Consider the following 19,933-nt stretch of genomic DNA (forward strand, 5'->3'; position numbering starts at 1 on the left):
GCTCGATAATCTCATTAACAGGGTTGTCGGGGCGTATGTCTCGGAAGAACCGAGGGACAAACCGCGATGGCTACTCAGTGCCACTCTCGTTCGATTGCTGGTTTCGACAGCTTCCCTTTATGATGGAGCCATGAATCTCGGCATGCCGGAGATGTTGTTTATCGGTATTCTTGCGCTCCTGATTTTCGGGCCGCGCAAGCTACCGGAGATTGCCCGTGAAGTGGGCAAATTCATGGCCGAGTTCAAACGTGCCGGGAATGAATTCAAGCACCAGATCGAGTCGGAAATCCAACAAATCGAACTGGAAGAACAGATTAAGAAGGACGCGGAGCGACGTGAGGCGGCCCTGAAAGAGGCTGAGACCAAGCGGTTGGCGAGCGAGGGACAGGGAGAACTCTTCGAGGTTCCAGACGGAGAAAACTCCCACCCTGTCGCGCTGTTGCGCGACAAGGATGGGGCACCCACCGAGATGCCGATGCCCACGATCCTGCCACCCGAAGGCACAATCGCGAACCTGGATGCGACGCCGGCGTCGTCGTTCGCAGACGAACACGAGACCGTAGTGAATCCGCAGCAGCAGACGGAGCCGAATGCCTAGTCCGACGATCGATCCCGCCATCAGGGCACGGCTTTCACAAGAAGCATTAAAGGGGATGAGCTTCCTCGAGCACCTCGAGGAACTGCGGCGGCGCATTATCTGGACTTTTGTTTACATCGCCGCCGGATTCGGCGTTTGCTGGTGGTGGCACGAGCAGATTTACGACTTCATGCAGCGGCCCATCATGAAGGCCCTGGCCGCGAATCACCTCGACCAGAAACTGGTGTATCTGAACCCGACCGAGCCCTTCAATATGTATTTGAAGATGGCGTTCATCGCCGGGCTCTTCGTGGCCTCGCCTTTTGTGTTGTATCAAGTGTGGTTGTTTATTGCGCCGGGTCTGTACAAACGTGAGCGGCGATACGTGCTGCCGTTCATGTTCAGCACGGTACTGCTGTTCCTCGGCGGAGGCGTTTTCGGGTACTACATGGTGTATCCGAATGCGCTGACTTTCCTGATCGGTTACAGCCATCAGTTCTCGCCGATGATTACGATCAGTGAATATACCGACCTGTTCCTGACGATCATTCTCGGCCTTGGCATTGTGTTTGAAATGCCGATCCTCGTATTTTTCCTCGCGCTCATGGGCATCGTGAGTGCGGGATGGATGTGGCGCAATCTGCGCTACTCGATCCTAGTGATTTTCGTCATCGCGGCGATTATTACGCCGACAACCGACATCATGAACATGTGCGTCTTCGCGGCGCCCATGATTCTTCTCTACATCCTGTCCATCGGAGTTGCGTTCCTTGTGCATCCAAAGAACCGGCGCAAGCGGCGCGAGGCACAGGAAGCGCAAGAAGGCTAACCTGTGAACAGGAGAACGATGATTGTTGCGGGGATGATCTTGTGTGCCCTGATGGGGCTCGGATGCAATAGCCAGACGAAACAGGCGACACCAACGCCTTCACCGCAAGCGCAGCCGGAACCGCCAGCCCAGCCGCAGAGCGTGATCACGGAAACGCAGCCGATGCCCGTGCCGTCGAATGCGCTAAAGATCAACGCGGACAAAGCGTGGCAGTACAACAAGGAAGTGGTTGGGTTCGGCTCGCGCGCGGTGAACAGTGAGGGCCACAAGAAACTCGAGAACTATCTCAAGACGAAGCTGAAGAACGACAACCTTGAGATTGACGAGTTCACCAGCAACGCGCCGATCGGACAGTTCACGGGCCGCAATTACATCGCGAAGTTTCCGGGCAAGAAAGACGGGATCATCGTGATCGCCGGGCACTACGACACGCTCTACAACTTACCGAAATTTGTGGGCGCGAACGATGGTGGATCGTCCACCGCCCTGCCGCTGGCGATTGCCGATGCGTTGCGCGGAAAACCGAACGATGGCTACAGCGTTTGGCTGCTCTTCACCGATGCGGAAGAGGCGTTCGTGGACTGGAACAAGAACGACGACAACCTTTACGGCACAAAGCACCTCGCGCAGAAGTGGAAGCAGGACGGCACCTCAGCCAAGATCAAGGCGTTCATCCTCGTGGATATGCTCGGCGATGCCGACCTCGACGTGGACGAAGACGTGAACTCGACGCCGGCGCTGCGCAAAGTGGTCTACCAGGCCGCCACGAACCTCGGCTACCAATCGCACTTCTTCCAGCGCCTAAATGCGTTCGAAGACGATCATCGGCCGTTCGGGAAGATCGGTGTGCCCGTGGTGGACATTCTTGACATCAATTACGGCTATAACGGCTCGCTGCACCATTCCGTTGAAGACACCTTGGACAAGGAAAGCCCGAAGAGTTTGGGGATTTCGGGCGATGTGGTCTTGGAAACGGTAAGGCTGCTGAACCAGTAGTAACCATCTTGTTTTTATCAACTTGACGATTGTTCCCTAGATGAAGCTCAGGGTTACCTCAAGTTACCAATCAAACCTTTCGAGAGCACTTTCCCGCCCAGCAGTAATCGTTCGTGTACCTTCGCGATGTCCTTAGGGATATGCCCACGGTAACTACCTCCGGCTTACGGATTAAGGTTAGAGTTACTTCCATTCCAGGTAATTGCCGCGCCCTCGGAGCCTTCGTCCCATGTCACGTGACCGAAAAGTTATTGAAAAGGTCATCGCCTCGCTCAGAAACATCGGGCAATTTGAGATCTCGCCCTTGCGTGAGGGGCGTGACGGCGCGTGCTTCCGGGCGGTAGATCCGAACCGGAGAATTTCGGTCGCCATCCACACGGTTTGGCCGAGCGATTACGAAAATGGCGAAGAATACGCACAGAAACTGACCGGGCAGGCACGCGCGGCGCAATCCCTTGATCACGGGAACATCGCAAAGGTCATCGGGTCGGGCGAGCTGGACGGCGCTTTCTTTATCGTGTCGAGCTGGGTGGACGGCCGCAGCTTGCGGCAGAACCTGCAGAACAGCGGCAACTTGAATGTCTGGGACCTGATCGATTTCGCACGTCAGTCGTGCACTGGATTGGAGTCGGCACACTCGCGCGGCATCATCCATCATGCGCTGCATCCCGACAATATCGTGCTGGAGTTCGATGGTTCGACGAAGGTGCTCGATCTTGGGCTCTTCCGGTCGAACATCGCCGGATTTGATCCGTTCCATCCCAATGCGTGTTACCTGGCGCCGGAACAACTGGCAGGCCACGGCGCGGATCGTGTGACGAACTTCTACAACATCGCGGTGATGTTGTATGAGGCAGCGACCGGCAAGCTTCCCTTCACGGGCGAAGATTGGGAGTCGTTGAAGTTTGCATCCGAAGCGGAATTGGTGGAGCCGGTCAAACTGGTTCCGCAATTGCCTCCGGGGATCAACGCGGCGATCGTAAAGGCATTGCAGCGCGATCGCAGTGCACGCTATGCGAGCGGACCGGAGATGGTGCGCGCGCTGGAAGATTACAAGAATTTCGGCAAGCCGATGATTGTCGCGACGCCGAAACCGAAGGTGGTTTCGATCGACGGGGGAGCGGCTGCCGCTGCTCCGGTTCGCAACCCATACGCGACCGCGCCTGATCTCGCGCCCGCAATGGATCCGCGCCTGGATACGGCTTCAGACCAGCGCTCGAATGTTGGCGTCGAGAGGCCCGCGATGTTGGGCTCGCTAGAGTCGTCGGGAGTATGGAAACGTCCCGTAGAAGGACCGCCGCCGGCGAGTGTGGTGCAAGAAGACCACGATGCACCGTATGTCGATCCACCAAAGGCGAGCGCGCAGATCAAGGACTTTGCTGCACGATTGGGGCTCGAACTTTGGGCCGTGATCAGCAAGCAACTGAAGCGCTTGGATCCGTGGGCGGTGGCGCTTTCTGGATTGGTGATCATCCTGGCGTTGTTCATTTCGCGTACGTTGATCTTGTCGTTCTATCCTCCGCAGCCCGAAAACTACGATTACAACCGAGCAATCCAACCGCCGCCGAAGCCGCAGCCCGCTCCGGTACAAACTGCACCAGAGCCGCAGCAGACTGAGCCAGCGACGGCCCCAAGCAAACAGACAACAGCGGCACCGGTTGTGGAGGAGACGAGTGGTCCCACGCCCTCGCAAAAAACGGTGCGAGTAAAAACGCCTCCGCCGCCGGGACCAGCGGTATTCAGCGCGGCGAAGCCACTGCCTGCGAGTGGTGTAGTGGTGACCTCGACGGGAATGCTGGAACTGACCAGCACACCGACGGGTGCGCGCGTAACGATTGATGGCAAGGCGAGCCCGGTCTACACAACGCCCGCTGTCATTCCCTCGCTGGCGCCAGGCGTACATACCTTCACAATAAGCAAGGATGGCTATTCACCGGCAACGCGGCCTGTGCAAATCACGGCGGGCGTGCAGTCGCACCTGAATGTGCAGCTTGATCTGCCTTCGGGATTCCTGACCGTGTTGAGCACGCCGAGCACGGCGTACATCCTGGTGGATGGCGTGAACACTGGGCACGTAACACCTTCGCAGATTCCGGTAGCGCCGGGCACGCATACCGTGACGCTGCGCAAGTTTGGATACCTTGAGACGAGCGATTCGTTCACGCTGAAGTCGGGCGAGCAGCAATCACGCAATGTAACACTGCTCGAAGCGGGCAGCACACCGGACATCAGAGTGGTGCAGAGTTCGGGTGTCCACAAAGTGTTTGGGAACAAAGTGCAAGGCGTACGGATTGCGGTGCACACAAATCCTCCAGGCGCGACGGTGTATATCTCGGGCCAGCAAGTCGGCAAAGCCACGCCGGTGGAATTCGGCTTGAATCCCGGTGGCTATGCTATGGAGATCCAATTGGCGGGGCACCCGACGGTGAAGAAGAACATCACGGTGGAGGCGGGCAAGCCGCTGGTGTTAGACGAAACCCTTCCCTGACCGACACTTCCGAGCCACACGACAGCTCTGTCCAACGCTCCTGCTGAAACTGACATCCAATAACGCTTGGACTCAGTTTTCATGCACATACGGAAATTCCAAACTCTTACTCTGCTCTGCGTTGCTGCCTTATTGATAGTGGGCAGCGCGTGCTCGTCGAAAAAAGCCGACCTGAACCAGACCCTGCGCGAGAACTTCCAGACGCCATCGAATGCGCCGGTATTGCTGGCGGCATATCAGCCGTGGTTTGGGCGGCCGGGGCATATCAACGTCGGCTATAACAGCCAGGATCCCGTGTTGCAACAGAAGCAGATCCAGCACGCGAAGAACCTCGGCATCGAGGCGTTCGTGGTGAACTGGTACGGCGGGAGCCACAGCTTTGAAGACCACGCCTACGCGACGATGCAGCAGACCGCGCTGGAGAACCAGTTCCAGACCGCCATCATGTACGACGAGGCATCGGACGATCCGCAGAATTCGACTTCGTACGTGATTGACGATTTGAAGTACGCCTACGATCACTACATCGCGGCCAATGCGCCAACACAGCGGGCTTATCTGCGGTTCAATGGGCACCCGCTGATTTTCATCTTCCCAAAGGGCACGTTCACCGACTGGAACAAGGTGAAGCAGACCGTTCAGCAGTGGGACGGCCAGCCTCTGTTGATCTACAAAGACATTCCCAAAAAATATGCCGGAGATTTCGACGGCTTTTATGCGTGGGTGAATCCGGGGCCGCATGGGTGGCAGCACGATGGCTCGAATTGGGGCGAGGAGTATCTCAAAGAGTTCTACCTGCGCATGAACAACGAATTCCCCAACAAAATCGCCATCGGCGCAGCGTGGCCGGGCTTCAACGATACGAAGGCGTCGTGGTCACGCAATCGAAAGATGGACGCGCGCTGCGGCAAGACCTTTGAGGAATCGCTACGGTTATTCCGGCGCTACTACCCGCCGGAGCGCCCGCTTCCCTACCTCATGATTGATACGTGGAATGATTACGAGGAAGGAACCGCGATCGAGCCCGGGCTGGCGAATTGTCGCGGGGAGAGTCCGCAAATGGCGGGCGCTACGAACTAAGTCGTTCCGCGACGAAGTTTGAGCCTGGGGATGGCAACGTCGAGCACCCATGCGATGGTGACCGCGATTACGCTGCCGGCGAGCACAGCAACGGTGCGCATGAGCGCCTGGTGAAGGCCGAGTTCGCGGCTATGCTGAAGGACGCCGGGCGTCATGACGATCAGGCTGCTGATTGGCCCGATGCGCCAGCCAGTGGGGGCGTCGAAGATCCAAACCGAAATTAAAACGCAGGCGACGAGGGCGAAAAGCAGTGACCAGATGGATGGTCCTGCTCCCCAGAGAAACGCGATGCCTACACCGCAGCCGATGATGGTGTTCGTCATACGCCAGCGAAAGGCGAGGAGCGAGGACTGCAATTGCGGCTCGCTGACCATGACGACAGAAATCACGGCCCAGAGTGGATCCTGGTGTCCGAAGGAGTGCAGCGCGAACCAGGCGGTCACCGATCCGAGGAAAATACGCAGAGCATATTGGGCGCCAATGCGGCGCCGGTCTTCCGGCACATAAAAAGCGTCGGTGAACATCAGGCGAGTTGGATATCGTCGGTACCGAGTTGCTGATTAATGAGACGAGCGATGAGCGGCTTCAAGGCCTCACCGGTTTTGGTGAGAACGAAGTCATTGGCGGCGTCGGACCAATCGAGCTTGAAACTGGTGGAGAGGGCGGAGATCCAGATCTGCCGCACCGGGCTGTTGGGCGAGACGACGAAACGGGCGGGCGGATCCTCGAAATTGATCTGCAGGGCGCCGTTAGCTTCTTCGACTTCGAAGCCGGCGTCGGCCTCGGCGTCGTAGAGGGAGCGCTTGAGGGAACCGGTCGACGCTTCAATGTGGTTTTGGAATTCCTGGTCAGTCATAGCTCTAGTGAAGCACCTGCTTGAGGTGCTCGGCAATCTGGCGACCGTGGAAGCGGCCGTTTTCGATGAAAATTTCGTTGGTGCGCATGCCGGCGACGATCACGCCGGCAAGATACACGCCTTTGACATTGCTCTCAAGCGATTGAGCGTCGGTGATGGGGCGATGGTCTTTGCCCGCGAACTCGATGCCAATGGCCTCGAGGAATGAGAAGTCGGGATGATATCCGGTGAGAGCGAAGACGTAATCGTTGTGCACACGGAGTTCACCATCAGGCGTAACGAGGGTGACGCACTCAGGACCGATGTCTTTAATCTCAGTGTTGAAGTAGGCCTTCACTTCCCCGGCCTTGATGCGGTTCTCAATGTCGGGCTTGATCCAATACTTCACATGGCTATGGATGCCAGGACCTCGATGAACCATCGTCACGCGTGCGCCATGGCGCCAAAGTTCGAGGGCTGCGATGGCGGCGGAGTTCTTGCCGCCTACGACAATGACATCGAGATCGAAGAACGGGTGGGGCTCGCGGTAATAGTGCAAGACTTTGTTCAGGTTCTCGCCAGGGATGTTGAGCAAGTTTGGTAGATCGTAGTAGCCGGTGGCGAGGATCAGTTTCTTCGCGGTGTAGTCGAACTGCTTGCCGTGCAAGTTTTGAGTGCGAAGTCGGAAGTCTCCGTCTCCGCCGGTGATTTGCTCCACACGTTCGTACTGGCGGATGTCGAGTTTATAGTGCTCCGCGACCTTGCGGTAATACTCCAGCGCTTCGTGGCGCGTGGGCTTCTGGTTGGCGCTGGGAAACGGGATATCGCCGATCTCGAGGAGTTCAGGCGTAGTGAAGAACGTCATGTTGGCCGGGTAATGAAAGAGCGAGTTGACGAGGCATCCCTTGTCAATCATGGCGACACGGAAGCCGGCGCGCTGCGCTTCGATGCCGCATGCCAAGCCGGTGGGGCCGGCACCAATGATGAGAACGTCGAAACTGTAGTTGCGTTCAGTCATGTTCAGTCAGTCACAAGATTACAGGAGGGAGCCGAAACGTCGTTGATGATGGAGTTAACGACACGAATTGGCGATACCAAGTCATTTGAGCGAGAGCAACAAGTTCGTTGACCGCGAGCAAATAGTTTCATAGAATTTTAATACTCAGGAAGCGCAGAATTCCGAGTGAGTTTCCCTCCAAGCAAAACCTCGCACTCAACACCCAGTCGGTAGAAGGTAGAGAGGCGCTGTGTCCCGGCCCCCAAAAATCTTCATGTCGAGAAAAAGGGAAAACTGAAGTTGAGCATTTTGAAGCGAATTGAAGAAATTGTCCTGAACACTGAATCGAGATTACGCAACACGCAGAAGTCGGAAGCGGATTCTTCGAAGCCATCCACCGAGCACGAGCCCTCCCAGGATCAGCAAGCGGATCAGGAAATCGATCGCGACCTGCGATTCGAATTAGTCGAGTGCTAGTGCGCTAGAAACGGAGCTCCCGTTCCGCGGTCGAGCTCCAGGCCCCTTACAAGATTTGAAATGACGCGCGAGCCGTGGCAGCGATGTCAGCGCAGTGGTGTGTTCGGTTAGTGACGCGCGGGCCGCGGTGAGCGTTCGCCATACTTGGTGGTGAAGTGCAGATTGATTTCGCCGCAGGTGCCCTGCTCATCAGAGTAGACAACACAACTGTCGAAAGGCTTGGAATAGATGTGCAGGCTGACGGCGCGCTCATTGAACTCGCGGCGGTTCTCGACGGAGTGGACCGGATGGTCGGGATTCACGCCGACGGGACGCTCGGCGGTCATATCAATGACGTCCGTCGGCACAATCTCGCAGCGGTGCTCCGCCACGTTCTCGGAGATGACACGGTAGTTTTGTACGCGCAGCGTACCGATGGGAACACTCATCCAACAGTTCTGACCACGATGGTTGTGGATGGAGCTGATCTGGCCGATGTCCCAGCAGATTGCCATGAGGTCGTAGAGATCGGTGTGGTCAATCAGGTTGCGGGTGTAGTGCTGTGCGTCCCAACAAAGAAAACGTTCGAGGGTGGCGGGATCAACCGGATTCTGGAGCGCGAATTCTTCAATGCGAGGCACGTCATCGAAGGCTTCAGCGGGCAACTGCCGCAGAAGCTCCACGTATTTTTCGATCGAGACGGTCGCGAGTGCCGGCTTGGTTGCCATCGTTTCCTCCCACAGGGAACGTCAGATTTTACGACATTCCGAGCAAGGCGCGCTGACAGAAAGAACAGCCGCGGATAGCGACTTCACGAGAACGCTTCGGAGAAAAGGCCTTGGATGACAGCCTGAGCTTTCGTGGGAAGAGGGTGCTGTTGCTGAAGGAGCAGAAGCTTGTCTTTGAACTCACGGACGACATCGGGGTGGACGCTCTTCATCGAGATAGAGGTTTGAGCGAGGAGCAATCGGGTCGCGACATTTTGTGGGTTAGCGGCACAGAGTTCGATGTTGCCCTGGAGGATCTCGCGCGGGCCATATAGAAACTCGGGCCCAGCATTCTGCTCAGAGGCAGTGCGCACCGCCAGCAACTGCTCGAGGCGAAGCAGGTAGTCGGGGAAATTGGAGCCTGAGACCAGCCGATAAAGCGGCGACGAACGAGGAGAAACTTTTGTAAGCTCGCTCAACTTGTCGATGAGCTTGGACGCGAGTTGAGGGAGACCGTCCTGCAAAGCCTGCATAGCAAAACGCTGATCGAGCGTCCCGATGACTTGCTGATCTGCAGTGCGGACGATGCGAAGCTCGGCTAGCTCTGGACTCTCCTGCAGTTTGAGATGACAGATGATGATGTAGTCGGGCTTCGATGACATCTCTGCGTAGCCGATGGCGTCTTCGACGTCCCACGGTTGACCACTCAGCATGAAGCCGCCGGGATTGCGGTTTACCCAGGGCGTAAGCGTTTCAACCGAGACGCCGCTGTGAAAGGCGAGCTGTTCGGCGAGAAAGAGCGGAAGCGCGCGGCTGAGGCGCCCTGGGGCGTCAGTAATCTGGAGTTCGACTTGCGAAGGAGCATCGGAGAATTCCGCAGTGCTTCCAATGATCGCAACTTTCAGAAGGCCAGGTGGCAACGCAAAGAGTGGCACCGCGAGCGAGTCGGGCTTCAGCCACACCGGGCCCTGGGTGACGAGTGCAATGGATTCCAGCGGCTCGCCTTCCGCAACCGCTCGCTTTTCCAACCCGGCCTTGGTAATGGCAGTGTCCCAGAAATCGAGAGTGTCCTTCCAATCGGGACGCTGCAGCGCGTAGAGCGCGTCGAGGATGCGGCGAGCTTCGGCGCTGTTCCCGAGGTCAAGATTTGCTTTGATGAGATTGTTGCCGACGGCGAGTCCATGCTCCTCGGGGTGGAAGTGAGGTGCAGTAAGCGCGAGCGCGATCTCGGGGTGACCATGCTGGCCGAGATCGCCACTCACCAGCATAAGCATTTGCGTGGTAGGGGACGCAGAGAGGCGGGAAAAAGCGTCTCCATACTGCGCCATTGCCGCGTTAAAGTCGTTGGCGTCGAGAGCAGCGCGCGCGAGGCTGAGCTGGGCGCGCCAACTTCCCGGCAACGCGGCGATGCGACGCATGGCATCGAGGCCAGCGGCTTCCCCTCCCCGATCGCGATATATGGCCGTGTACCAGGCAAAACCGTTGTCGAGATTGGGATCGAGTTCGAGGGCGTGCCAGAGGGTCGCTTCCGCTTTGTCCAATTGGGAGCGCGCTGAATAAACTTTCGCAAGATTGGTGAGGATGGTGGCGTCCTCGCCGTGTTGTTGCAAGTAGGAGGTGAGCACGCGTTCGGCTTCGTCGAGGTGATCCGTCTTCATCAAGACGATGGCATACACAGTGGTTGCGCGGTCCGGACTGGAGTCGATCTGACAAAGATGCTCGGCGGCCTGCTGCACATCCTCGAAGAACCCATCCTGCAAAGCGCCAACAATCATCGAATACAGTGCATCCGGCGCGTCCCAGTTCGCCTTAAGGTTGCCGGGAAGGATTTCGGTCCGCCATTTCGCTTTTTCGACGTATACCTCGCGGCCGAGCTGGTCGTAAACGCGGACGTAATCGGGATTGTTGCGAAGATCGGCGGGCGCCGGTGCGGACGGTTCTTTCATGGGTGGCGGTAGTGTAACAAGCGGACCCCGTCATCGAATGAGAGGGTACAATTTGTGCGCCTAGGGGAGTCCACGGTATTGCGAGCAGAGGGATCCTTCGACTCGCTTCGATTTACGAAACTCCACTCAGGATGACAGAAGTTAAAGAGGACCAGATGGCGACTCGGCAGGAGAAGGATTCGCTGGGATATAAGGACGTTCCGGCGGACGCGTACTACGGGATCCAGACGGCGCGGGCGGTGGAGAACTATCCCATCAGCGGGATGCGGGCGCATGCGACGTTGATCCGCGCGATTGCCATGGTGAAGCAGGCGGCGGCTGAGGCGAACCTGGAACTGGATCTGATTGATGCGCGGGTCGCCGAGGCGCTCATTCTCGCGGCGAAGGAAATGCAGGAGGGCCGCTGGGACGATCAGTTTGTCGTGGACGTATTCCAGGCGGGCGCGGGCGTGAGCTTCCACATAAATGCGAACGAGGTGATTGCGAACCGCGCTGAGGAACTCACGGGCGGAAAGCTGGGCGAGTACAAGATTGTGCATCCGAATGATCACGTGAATTACGGGCAGTCAACCAATGACGTCTTCCCTACCGCGATGCGCCTCGCGACGCTGCTGGAGTTGGAGAAACTGTATCCGGTGCTCGATGGACTGGCGTCGGCGTTCGGGGCGAAGGGCAAAGAGTTTCACGACATCCTGAAGTCGGGACGCACGCATATGCAGGATGCGGTGCCGATGCGACTGGGGCAAGAGTTTGCGGCGTACGCAGGTGCAGTGAGACGCGCCGAGAAGTCGGTGCGTGAGCAATCGGAACTTTTGCGTGAATTGGGACTCGGTGGATCGGCAGTGGGAACGGGGATCAATACCCATCCCGAGTATCGCGAGAAGGCGATTCGCAATCTGGCGCGGATTTCGGGACAGAAACTGGTGGTGGCGGATGATATGCGCTACGCGATGCAGTCGAACCTGGCGATGGCGAGTGTGAGTTCGGCCCTGCGAAATCTGTCGCTGGAGATCATTCGCATCAGTAACGACCTGCGATTGATTGCGTCGGGACCTAACACTGGACTGGCCGAGATCAATTTGCCGGCGCTGCAGCCGGGCTCGTCAATTATGCCGGGCAAGATCAATCCGGTGATGCCGGAATTGGCGGCGATGGTGTGCTTCCAGGTGATTGGCAACGACACGGCAGTGGCGTTCGCGGTGCAGGCTGGTCAACTTGAATTGAACGTGATGATGCCGACCATGGCGTACAGCGTGCTGCAATCGGTCACGATCCTGACGAACATGGTGCGGGTGTTCACGGAGAAGTGCGTTATCGGAATCACTGCAAACGCTAAGCGCAATGAGATGTACGCACAGAGCACGGTGTCGCTGGCGACGGCGTTGAATCCGTATATCGGCTATGCGAAGGCGGCGGAGATCGCGAAAGAATCGGTTGCGACCGGCAGGACGATCATCGAGATTGCACGAGAGAAGAAGTACCTGAGCGAAGAGCAGATCAAAGAGATCCTTGATCCAGCGCAAATGACGGAGCCCCGTCTGCCATCGGAGGCAGCGAAGGATCGCGACAAGATCAAGTTACGCTGACGCACTTTCGTAACAGAGAGATATAGCAAAAATGGGCTAGCATGTCTGAGAGTTTGGCTTAGTCCTGATGATTTCGAACCTCTCCAGTTTTGCATCGGCCCTCGCCGGAATCGTGGCGATTACCGGTTTGTACGCGGCGTTTCTGCGCGCCCGCAAATCGCACGTGATTCGCCCGAAATCTCTGGAAGAGATGATGGAGATCGGGGCCGAAAAGGCAGTGGGACGGGCACACAGCCGCTACGAGGTCACGCTGGATTTCACTCCGGCATCGCTGCTCGGCGTGGATGCTGTACTGTTGCGCATTCATCGGGAGTTTACGGTCGCCCCGCGACTTGTAGATGTGAATTCCCTGGCGTTTGTATTCGGGTCTTATGTTGGCGAAACCATCCGCCGCAATCACACGGACTGTGCGTGGGAGCGCAACCACGTGGAAGGCGGAGAAAACTCTTATCCGCTGCACTGGGGCCAGGGGACATCGTTTCCGATCGGCTGGTGCATCCGCTGCATTCGCAATGGCGAAGAAGAAAGCGTGTGGATGAACTACGAGCGCGCAAAAGACATGTCGGAAGGCCAGCCCGACGTGAAACACCGCACTGCAACCGCGAGCTGATTCCCTACTGTTCTGAAGTCTTCGCAGCTTTTTCGGCGACGGTCGAAGCCGATTTTGTCGGCGCTGTATTGGTACTGTACAAACGGCGGTAGATCGCAGCATTCCGAACAATGGACTGCACGTAATCGCGCGTCTGCACGAAGGGGATGGTCTCGACGAATTCAGCGATGTCGCGGTAGTGCGCACTGTCGCGCCAGTCGGCAACGCGATCCGAGCCTGCGTTGTAGGCTGCCAGGGCGTACTCCACGTTGCCGAGCTTGTTGCTCATGTCGCGGAAATAGCGCGTCCCGAGTTCGATGTTGGTGCTCGGCTGGAGCAGCGCGGCCGTGTTGTATTTCTTCATACCGACCGTCTTAGCCATGCTCTTGCCGGTACCGGGCAGGAGTTGCATCAGGCCATACGCATTGGCGTAGGAGACTGCGCCTGGATTGAACTCTGATTCCTGGCGGATGAGAGCCGCAACGAGGAATGGATCGAGGTTGTTCTCTTCCGCGAAGCGTTGCACGTCAGCCCAATAGGGACGCGGGAAGAGCGCCTTCCAATAGGCGACAGGAAGGGTGCCGATCTCCTGTGCGGTGTAGGACGGAACGGTCTTCTTCAGATACTGCAAAGCGCGATGGGGCTGGCCGGCGTCGGTGTAAATGCGTGCGACTTGCAAGCTGGCCCAGTTGCCGCTGCCCGCGCCGGGGACGGCTTGCAGTTCCTTCACAGCAAAGTCGATCATGCCGCCGTTTTCGAGCAGGCGGGCCTTTTCCATACGGAGATCGTCGGGCGGGGGCGTGGTGTCAATTTGCGAAGGATCTAGCGGTGGTAGAGCCTTGACCTTGGCAAGAAGCGGCTCGTCGGCGATGTTCTGCACGCCGATAGCACGAAGACGCTCGCGCGCGAGGATCGCGTAATAGTAGTTGCGGTAACGATCAGAGAGCTTGGCGTACCAGGCACGCGCGGCGGGGAGATTGCCCTTCTCTTCCAGCAAGCGGGCTTCCCAGTACATTGCGGCGGTCACTTCGGTCGTGCTGGGATATTTCTCGAGCTGCTCGCGAAACTCGCGGAGAGCAGCGTCAGTACGGCCCTGTCGGAGATCGAACCACGAAGCGCGCCAGTGGGCGTAGGCAGCGCGAGGACCTTCCGGAAAGCGCTCGTGAATCTCGCGATAACAATCGATGGAGTGGTCGTAGTCGTGCTGCAACATGTACATGTTGCCGGCTTCGAAGAGGGCTTCCTGGAAGAAGCTGGAGGTCGATGCCTGTTGGCGCAACTGCGAGAGGTAAGAGGCGACACGATCGCTATCGTTGTTGTGACGCGCGATCATCATTTCGTTGTAGAGTTTTTGGCCGTTGATTTCAGCAGCGGCAGTCGCGGGGATCTGGTCGAGATATTTTTGCGCGTCGCGAGTGGCGCCGGACTTCATCAGCGAGACAGCAAGGTTAGCGAGCACTTCGGAACGACGATCGCCGGAGACGACATCCATCAGGCCGCGATAGTCAGCGGCGGCTTGGGTGTACTGCTTGCCTTTCAGTAAAAGATCGGCACGGGTGAGGCGGTCGTCGAGAGACGCAGCGGGAAGGCCCGGCACCTTGCGCATATCGGCTTCGGCAGCATCGGCTTCGACCGACGTCGGCATCGTGTAATAGATGTGCTGAAGGATGAGGCCGCCCTTCACTTCCTGGCCATTCTTGATATAGGCACGCCCGAGCGCGAGTTCGGTGTCGGCCTTAGTTGGCGCGCGATTCGCTTCGAGCGCCTTGATCGCTTCGCTCGGATGGCTCGCATTTAAACACGCGTTGGCGAAGGCAATGAGAGCGTCGTGCGCATAGAGCGACTCGGCGTACTTCACGTTGAAATCGCGAAGGTGCACGAGCGCGGATTCGTAGTCGGCGTTGCCTGCATAAGCCTGGCCGAGGAAGAAGTCCACGTAGTCAGAGAGTTCACCAGCCCGCGGCTGAGCTTTCTTCAACTCGGCGATCGCCTGCGGATACTTGCGGTCCTGCAGGTGCGAGTAGCCAAGCACGAGATAGCCGAGTGCACCGGCATCGGTGCCGGAGTGCAGTGCAGTCCACTTCTCCACTCCGTCGTAGGCGGCGGGCGTGCGCATGGAAATCAACTGCGTCGCCATGGGCTTTAGATCGGCGGAGGCGACGAAGGTTTTGTTCATCCGCAGAGCAGCGGTGTGGCTGAGCTTCCGCGAGGTCGCCTTCTTGTGCGCGGTGGACGCGGTGGTCTTCTTCTTCGCGGTGGAACTCTTGGAAGAGGACTTCGCTGTGGTGCTCTTCTTCGCGGCGGTCTTCTTCTTTGTGGGAGTGGTGGATTTATCGCTTGACGATGTGGTGTCCTGGGCGTGGACAGCGCCCGGAAGGAGCGCGAGTGCGAGAACAGCGAGAACGAAGAACCGCAAGTGCATCCTTAGCAACGTGCTGTTAAACAGACGGCGAAACTTGTTGAGGGGATGGACGGGCCTGAAAACGCGGTGTTATCAGGCCCTGAAGATAAGTTTAGCGGAAGTTGTTGCCGAGGACGGCGACATTGTTTTCGGCAAGGTTACGAACTAGTTCCTCCCGGAAATAATCGACGTCGGTGATCTGATTGCCCCAGCGCTTTTCGTAGCTGGCGCGGGACTTATCGATGGACTCGCGGAGGCGGTCGTAGAGGTCGTGGTTCTGACGGCCGGCGTCCACGGCCTCCTTGTTGTAGAGCTTGATTTCGTCCACCAGGAGCTTGGCGAAGCGGCGGGCGCGCTGGCGGGTGGCATCGGCGCTGTCGGCAGGAGCTTCCGGTGCGACTGCTGTAGCGGCAACGGCGACCGGCGTTTGCACGGCTGCAGCCGCAGCTTTGGGCGCAGGGGCCGGAGTCGGTGCCGGGCGTGGCGGAGCTGACGCCGGAGCGGCAGCGGCGCTCGCCGTAGCCTGAGGCTGGGCGTTCTTGTTCTTGGCAAGTTCGTCGAGCCACTCACCGGCGGAGCGCACAACCTGGTCAATCGAGGTATAGGCGACGTCGCGGGTGACGTGGCTGCCGCAGTCGGCGTAGAAGAAAGCTGCCACGCGCTCACGAATCACCAGCGGGAACACATAGGCTTGGCCGTTCTCAGGACCACCAAAGGCCTCAACCAGCTTGGCATCGAATTCCTGCGCCGGACCACGGACGTACTTGCGTCCCTGGACGACCTTGGAGGCGATGCCGCCGGCACAATCTACGCTGAGGCGGCGGAAGTCGGCATCGGCGCCGAAACCGCGTCCGGCCCAACCGGTTGCGGTGCGGCCGTGGACAACCAAGATGCCCGAGCGTCCAGAGAACTGCGACGCACCTTCAAGAAGAGCTTTGAGAATGTCGGTCTGAGTACGAGCGGCATGGATCTGCTCGATGGAACTGGCGACCGCAGCCGTGTCTTCGACCGGCGCCGAAGACGCCGCCCGTGCGGCTTGCGGCGCTGAAACAACGACCTTGGCAGCAACCGCGCTGTCGCGTTGCGCAAGTTCGGTGCGAAGACTGGCAATCTCTTCGGAGAGCTGGTGCTCGCGGGTGTAATGGGCTTCCTGCGTGCGCTGGAGCTCTTCGCGAACGTGGCCCAGTTCGTCGAGTAGCCCGTCGAGCTGGGTCTGGAGGCGACCCTGGTCTTCCATCGAGCTCTGCAATGCCTTATCGTTGGCTTGTGCGGCCTCGGCGGAACTGCTCAGAACTTGCTCGCGATGACCGAGAAGCTCTTGTTCGCGTTTCTGCCACGCCTGTTCGGCTGAGGAAAATTCGGAGAGACGTTTTTCGAAATCGTTAAGCTGGAGGGAGAGCTCTTTTTCGCGCTGTTCCCACAGGCTCTGCATGCCTTCCAGATCGGCCTTCTGGGCAAGGATCTCGCCGTGCTTGTTCTGCAGATCGGAGTGAGTGCCGAGCAGGTCATCTTCACGCAGCTTCGACTGCTTCTGCTGTTCCTCGAGCTCGTGGCGGAGAGATTCCTCGCGGGTGCGTCCGTCTTCTACTTGCGCTTTGACCTGGTCAAGCTCAGTGCGGAGAGAGTTTTCAACGCTGCCTGCGGTTTGCTGCGCGTTCTTGAGCTGACCGGCGAATTCCTCTTCGCGCTGCTGGAACTTGGCATTAAGTTCGTCGAGCTGGCGCTGGGTCTGCTCAAAGACGGACTGCGATTCCTGGAGCTCGTTGCGAAGGTCGGTAAGCTGCTTGTGGCCGTCCGCGAGTTCCTTTTCCAATTGCTGGATGCGTTCCTGAAGTTCCCCGCCCTGCGCGGCGAAAGTCTTATCGCGATCAGAGAGCTGGGACTTCAGTTCTTTCAGCTTGGCGTCGAACTTGTTCTTTTGTTCCTCGAGCGCTTCCTGAAGTTCGTGGTCCTTGGCTTCGAGCTGCTGCTCGCGGGCGTGCTGGCCCTGGACGAGGAGTTCTTCCAACAGCTGAACCTGATCAAGAAGTTCGCGTTCCTTGCCCTGTAACTTCTCGTGGGCTTCCTTCTGCGCCTGCTCGAGCAGTTGCTCGACTTCAGCGACGCGGGCCTTCAGTTCCTGTTCTTTGCCCTGGAGGGCTTCGCTATGGGTGCTGTGGAGCGACTGAACATGGCTCTCAAATTCACTGAGCTTCTGCGAGAGGTGCTCTTCTTTCTGGCGAACCGTCTCGGAGTGCTCGTTGTGCAGTGAGGCGATCTGGCCCTGGAAGTCGCGGATCTTAGCGGCGATCTCTTCGTCCTTGGCCTGGAGCGCAGAAGTCTTGTCCTGCTGGCTCATTTCGAGCAATTGCTCGAAATCGCGAATCTTGGAGTTGAACTCCTGCTCCTTCTGCCCGATCGCGTCGTTCTTCTCGCGTTCCTTAGCATCGAGAGCTTCGGCCTTGGTCTTGCTGCTGTTCTCAAGACGCTGCTCGTATTCCGAGACTTTTTCCTGGAGGTCGCGGTCCTTCGCCTTGAGCTTCTTTTTGTAGTCGTCGTCCTTCTTCTCGAGGGCTTCCTTCATCTCGCCGCGAAGATCGTCAATTTGCTTGTCGAGATCAACGAGACGGTTTTTCTGCTCTTCTTCGCGCTTCTGAAGCTGCTTTACTTCTTCCTGGCTGAGTTCAAGAAGCTGGGCGAGTTCCTGGCTTTCTTTCTTGAGACGTTCAGTTTCCTCGTGAAGGGTCTTTTCCAGTTCGCCGACACGGGCCCGTAATTCGTTTTCGGTACGCTGGGAATTCTCGCGGGACTTCGCGGTCTCGTTCTCGAGATTGCGCAGTTGTCCTTCGACAGAGTCGATGTGTTTCTGCTTGTCGGCGATTTCGCCCCGGGTTTGGGCGAGCTTTTCTTCGAGAGATTTCGCCTGTTCCGAACGATCACGGAGCTTCTTCTCAACGCCGGCCAGATGCTTGGCGTCTTCATCGAGGAAAACCTGCAACCGCTGGGTGACGTCGTTGCGCAACTGGTCAGCGTGGCTGAGCATGACCTGCGCGACTACTTCATCAATGGATTCGCGAATTTTGTCGAGACTAGTCACTGGAAAAATCCGTTTCCCGGGGGCGAAATTGGCGCAAATAGATGTACGAGCAGGGTTTCTGCTTTGCGCGATTATATGGGGAGTTGCTCCCATGTCAAACTATCTGAGGTAACTTTGGGGGCAAGATAGGGTATTGACCATCCGGACACCCCCCTTTGAGGGGAAATCCCTGATTTTTCTAGGGGAAACCCCTCTGGCGAGGGTGGTTGATAACACTTGAGTAACCGGGAGTGAGGACCGAGGAGAGCTGCAGGTGGTAGAGGACGATGCGAATCGGTCAGCAGTCGAGGCTGATGCAAAGGACAACAAGTGGTCGAGTCTGGCATTTGCCAAAGCGAGGCATAAACCGTCATACTCGGAGATCAATTTCGCCCCGAACGGACGAACATCGCTCGCTCTTAAAACGAAAAAAGAATTTAACTTTGTGGCCTAAAAGATTGAATCGGTGAGGGAATGGAGACCATCCAACCCAAAGTAGATGAGCCCATCAGCGAAGAGATGAGGCTCGTGAACGCCGCCCGGGAAGGCGACGTTGGCGCATTCGAGGAACTGGTCCGGAAGTACGATCGGAACGTTTTTCGAATTGCCAACCACATCACGCAAAACCGCGAAGACGCGGAAGACGTGGTGCAGGATGCGTTCCTGAAGGCGTTCCAGAACCTGGGACAGTTCCAGGGGCAGTCGAAATTTTATACGTGGCTAGTACGCATCGCGGTCAATGAGGCCTTGATGCGGTTAAGGCGTCGCCGTCCGGAACGGATGGTGTCGCTGGATGAAGATATCAACACGGGAGAGGACACCATTCCGCGAGAAGTTGCGGACTGGGCACCGAACCCGGAGCAGTTGTATAACCAAGCCGAACTGAAGGAAATTCTGCAGAAGACGATTCAAGGACTTCCGCCGAGCTTCCGGACGGTGTTCGTGCTGCGTGACGTTGAAGGGCTTTCGACGGAAGAGACCGCGGACGCTTTGAATTTAAGCATTCCGGCGGTAAAGTCGAGGCTGCTACGTGCACGCTTGCAGTTGCGCGAGAGATTGACGAAGTACTTTAAAAAGCAGCGTGGTGGAGATGGAAAACAGTGAAGTGCTCTGAGTTCTTGAAAGAGCTTACCGATTACCTGGACGACCGCATTGACGCTCCGACAAAAGCGGAGCTCGAAGAGCACCTGCAGTGGTGCCACAACTGCTACGTCGTCTGTAACACCACGAAGATGACCATCGAGATCTATCGCGACTCGCATCTGTACGAATTGCCAGACGATCTGCGAACGCGACTGCGAAGCGCCATTGTTTCCAAGTGCAAAGGCCCGAAGGACAGCGCGAGTAGCGAACAGCCGCCGGATTCCGCCACCGACAAACGCTAGTTCAAA

Annotated in this window: 16 protein-coding genes; 9 read left to right on the forward strand and 7 right to left on the reverse strand. The window is 57.7% G+C overall.

Annotated elements, in window-relative coordinates; all coding sequences use genetic code 11:
- Nucleotides 1–130 precede the first annotated feature (130 nt).
- The 5 genes from tatB to ACID345_RS13830 all read left to right on the forward strand — a co-directional run bounded on the left by tatB (nucleotide 131) and on the right by ACID345_RS13830 (nucleotide 5,970).
- Nucleotides 131–598: a Sec-independent protein translocase protein TatB gene (tatB, locus tag ACID345_RS25590; RefSeq protein ID WP_011523481.1), complete on the forward strand. Its 468-nt coding sequence runs from the start codon at nucleotides 131–133 to the stop codon at nucleotides 596–598.
- Nucleotides 591–1,406, forward strand: a complete 816-nt coding sequence (gene tatC / locus ACID345_RS13815) for a twin-arginine translocase subunit TatC (protein WP_011523482.1) — start codon at nucleotides 591–593, stop codon at nucleotides 1,404–1,406. The genes tatB and tatC overlap by 8 nt, the downstream gene beginning before the upstream one ends.
- 18 nt (nucleotides 1,407–1,424) lie before the next feature.
- Entirely contained in the window at nucleotides 1,425–2,402 is a 978-nt protein-coding gene (locus ACID345_RS13820) for a M28 family metallopeptidase (RefSeq protein WP_011523483.1), read from the forward strand.
- A 229-nt stretch (nucleotides 2,403–2,631) separates the two neighbouring features.
- Nucleotides 2,632–4,890, forward strand: coding sequence for a serine/threonine-protein kinase (locus ACID345_RS13825; protein WP_011523484.1), 2,259 nt, complete (start codon nucleotides 2,632–2,634; stop codon nucleotides 4,888–4,890).
- 81 nt (nucleotides 4,891–4,971) lie between these two features.
- Nucleotides 4,972–5,970, forward strand: a complete 999-nt coding sequence (locus ACID345_RS13830; RefSeq protein ID WP_011523485.1) for a hypothetical protein — start codon at nucleotides 4,972–4,974, stop codon at nucleotides 5,968–5,970.
- Here the strand turns inward: ACID345_RS13830 and ACID345_RS13835 are convergent.
- The 5 genes from ACID345_RS13835 to ACID345_RS25595 all read right to left on the reverse strand — a co-directional run bounded on the left by ACID345_RS13835 (nucleotide 5,967) and on the right by ACID345_RS25595 (nucleotide 10,911).
- A complete protein-coding gene (locus ACID345_RS13835; protein ID WP_011523486.1) occupies nucleotides 5,967–6,494 on the reverse strand; it encodes an FUSC family protein in 528 nt (175 codons plus the stop codon). The genes ACID345_RS13830 and ACID345_RS13835 overlap by 4 nt on opposite strands.
- Nucleotides 6,494–6,826 carry an iron donor protein CyaY gene (gene cyaY / locus ACID345_RS13840; RefSeq protein ID WP_011523487.1) on the reverse strand — a complete coding sequence of 111 codons (333 nt, stop codon included), beginning with the start codon at nucleotides 6,824–6,826 and terminating at the stop codon, nucleotides 6,494–6,496. The genes ACID345_RS13835 and cyaY overlap by 1 nt, the downstream gene beginning before the upstream one ends.
- Nucleotides 6,827–6,830: 4 nt before the next feature.
- Entirely contained in the window at nucleotides 6,831–7,823 is a 993-nt protein-coding gene (locus ACID345_RS13845) for a YpdA family putative bacillithiol disulfide reductase (RefSeq protein ID WP_011523488.1), read from the reverse strand.
- A 563-nt stretch (nucleotides 7,824–8,386) separates the two neighbouring features.
- Nucleotides 8,387–8,986, reverse strand: coding sequence for a cysteine dioxygenase (locus tag ACID345_RS13850; protein ID WP_011523489.1), 600 nt, complete (start codon nucleotides 8,984–8,986; stop codon nucleotides 8,387–8,389).
- Nucleotides 8,987–9,069: 83 nt separating this feature from the next.
- Nucleotides 9,070–10,911 (reverse strand): tetratricopeptide repeat protein, encoded by a 1,842-nt coding sequence (locus tag ACID345_RS25595; protein ID WP_011523490.1) that lies wholly within the window; start codon nucleotides 10,909–10,911, stop codon nucleotides 9,070–9,072.
- Nucleotides 10,912–11,066: 155 nt separating this feature from the next.
- Here ACID345_RS25595 and ACID345_RS13860 point away from each other — a divergent pair, with 155 nt between their 5' ends.
- Complete coding sequence (locus ACID345_RS13860; protein ID WP_011523491.1) at nucleotides 11,067–12,497, forward strand: aspartate ammonia-lyase; 1,431 nt, start codon at nucleotides 11,067–11,069, stop codon at nucleotides 12,495–12,497.
- Nucleotides 12,498–12,564: 67 nt separating this feature from the next.
- Nucleotides 12,565–13,107 carry a hypothetical protein gene (locus tag ACID345_RS13865; RefSeq protein ID WP_011523492.1) on the forward strand — a complete coding sequence of 181 codons (543 nt, stop codon included), beginning with the start codon at nucleotides 12,565–12,567 and terminating at the stop codon, nucleotides 13,105–13,107.
- A gap of 4 nt (nucleotides 13,108–13,111) precedes the next feature.
- Here ACID345_RS13865 and ACID345_RS13870 read toward each other — a convergent pair whose 3' ends face one another.
- Complete coding sequence (locus ACID345_RS13870; RefSeq protein WP_041855712.1) at nucleotides 13,112–15,502, reverse strand: transglycosylase SLT domain-containing protein; 2,391 nt, start codon at nucleotides 15,500–15,502, stop codon at nucleotides 13,112–13,114.
- Nucleotides 15,503–15,599: 97 nt separating this feature from the next.
- Entirely contained in the window at nucleotides 15,600–18,563 is a 2,964-nt protein-coding gene (locus ACID345_RS13875) for a hypothetical protein (RefSeq protein ID WP_041855713.1), read from the reverse strand.
- Between the two features lie 453 nt (nucleotides 18,564–19,016).
- Here ACID345_RS13875 and ACID345_RS13885 point away from each other — a divergent pair, with 453 nt between their 5' ends.
- On the forward strand, nucleotides 19,017–19,646 hold the full coding sequence (locus tag ACID345_RS13885; RefSeq protein WP_011523495.1) for a sigma-70 family RNA polymerase sigma factor: 630 nt from the start codon (nucleotides 19,017–19,019) through the stop codon (nucleotides 19,644–19,646).
- The gene (locus ACID345_RS13890; protein WP_011523496.1) at nucleotides 19,643–19,927 is read left to right on the forward strand and encodes an anti-sigma factor family protein; all 285 of its coding nucleotides are present in this window, start codon (nucleotides 19,643–19,645) and stop codon (nucleotides 19,925–19,927) included. Before ACID345_RS13885 ends, ACID345_RS13890 begins: the two co-directional genes overlap by 4 nt.
- The last annotated feature ends 6 nt before the right edge of the window (nucleotides 19,928–19,933 follow it).

Source organism: Candidatus Koribacter versatilis Ellin345, from assembly GCF_000014005.1.
Taxonomy (GTDB): Bacteria; Acidobacteriota; Terriglobia; order Terriglobales; family Acidobacteriaceae; genus Korobacter; species Korobacter versatilis_A.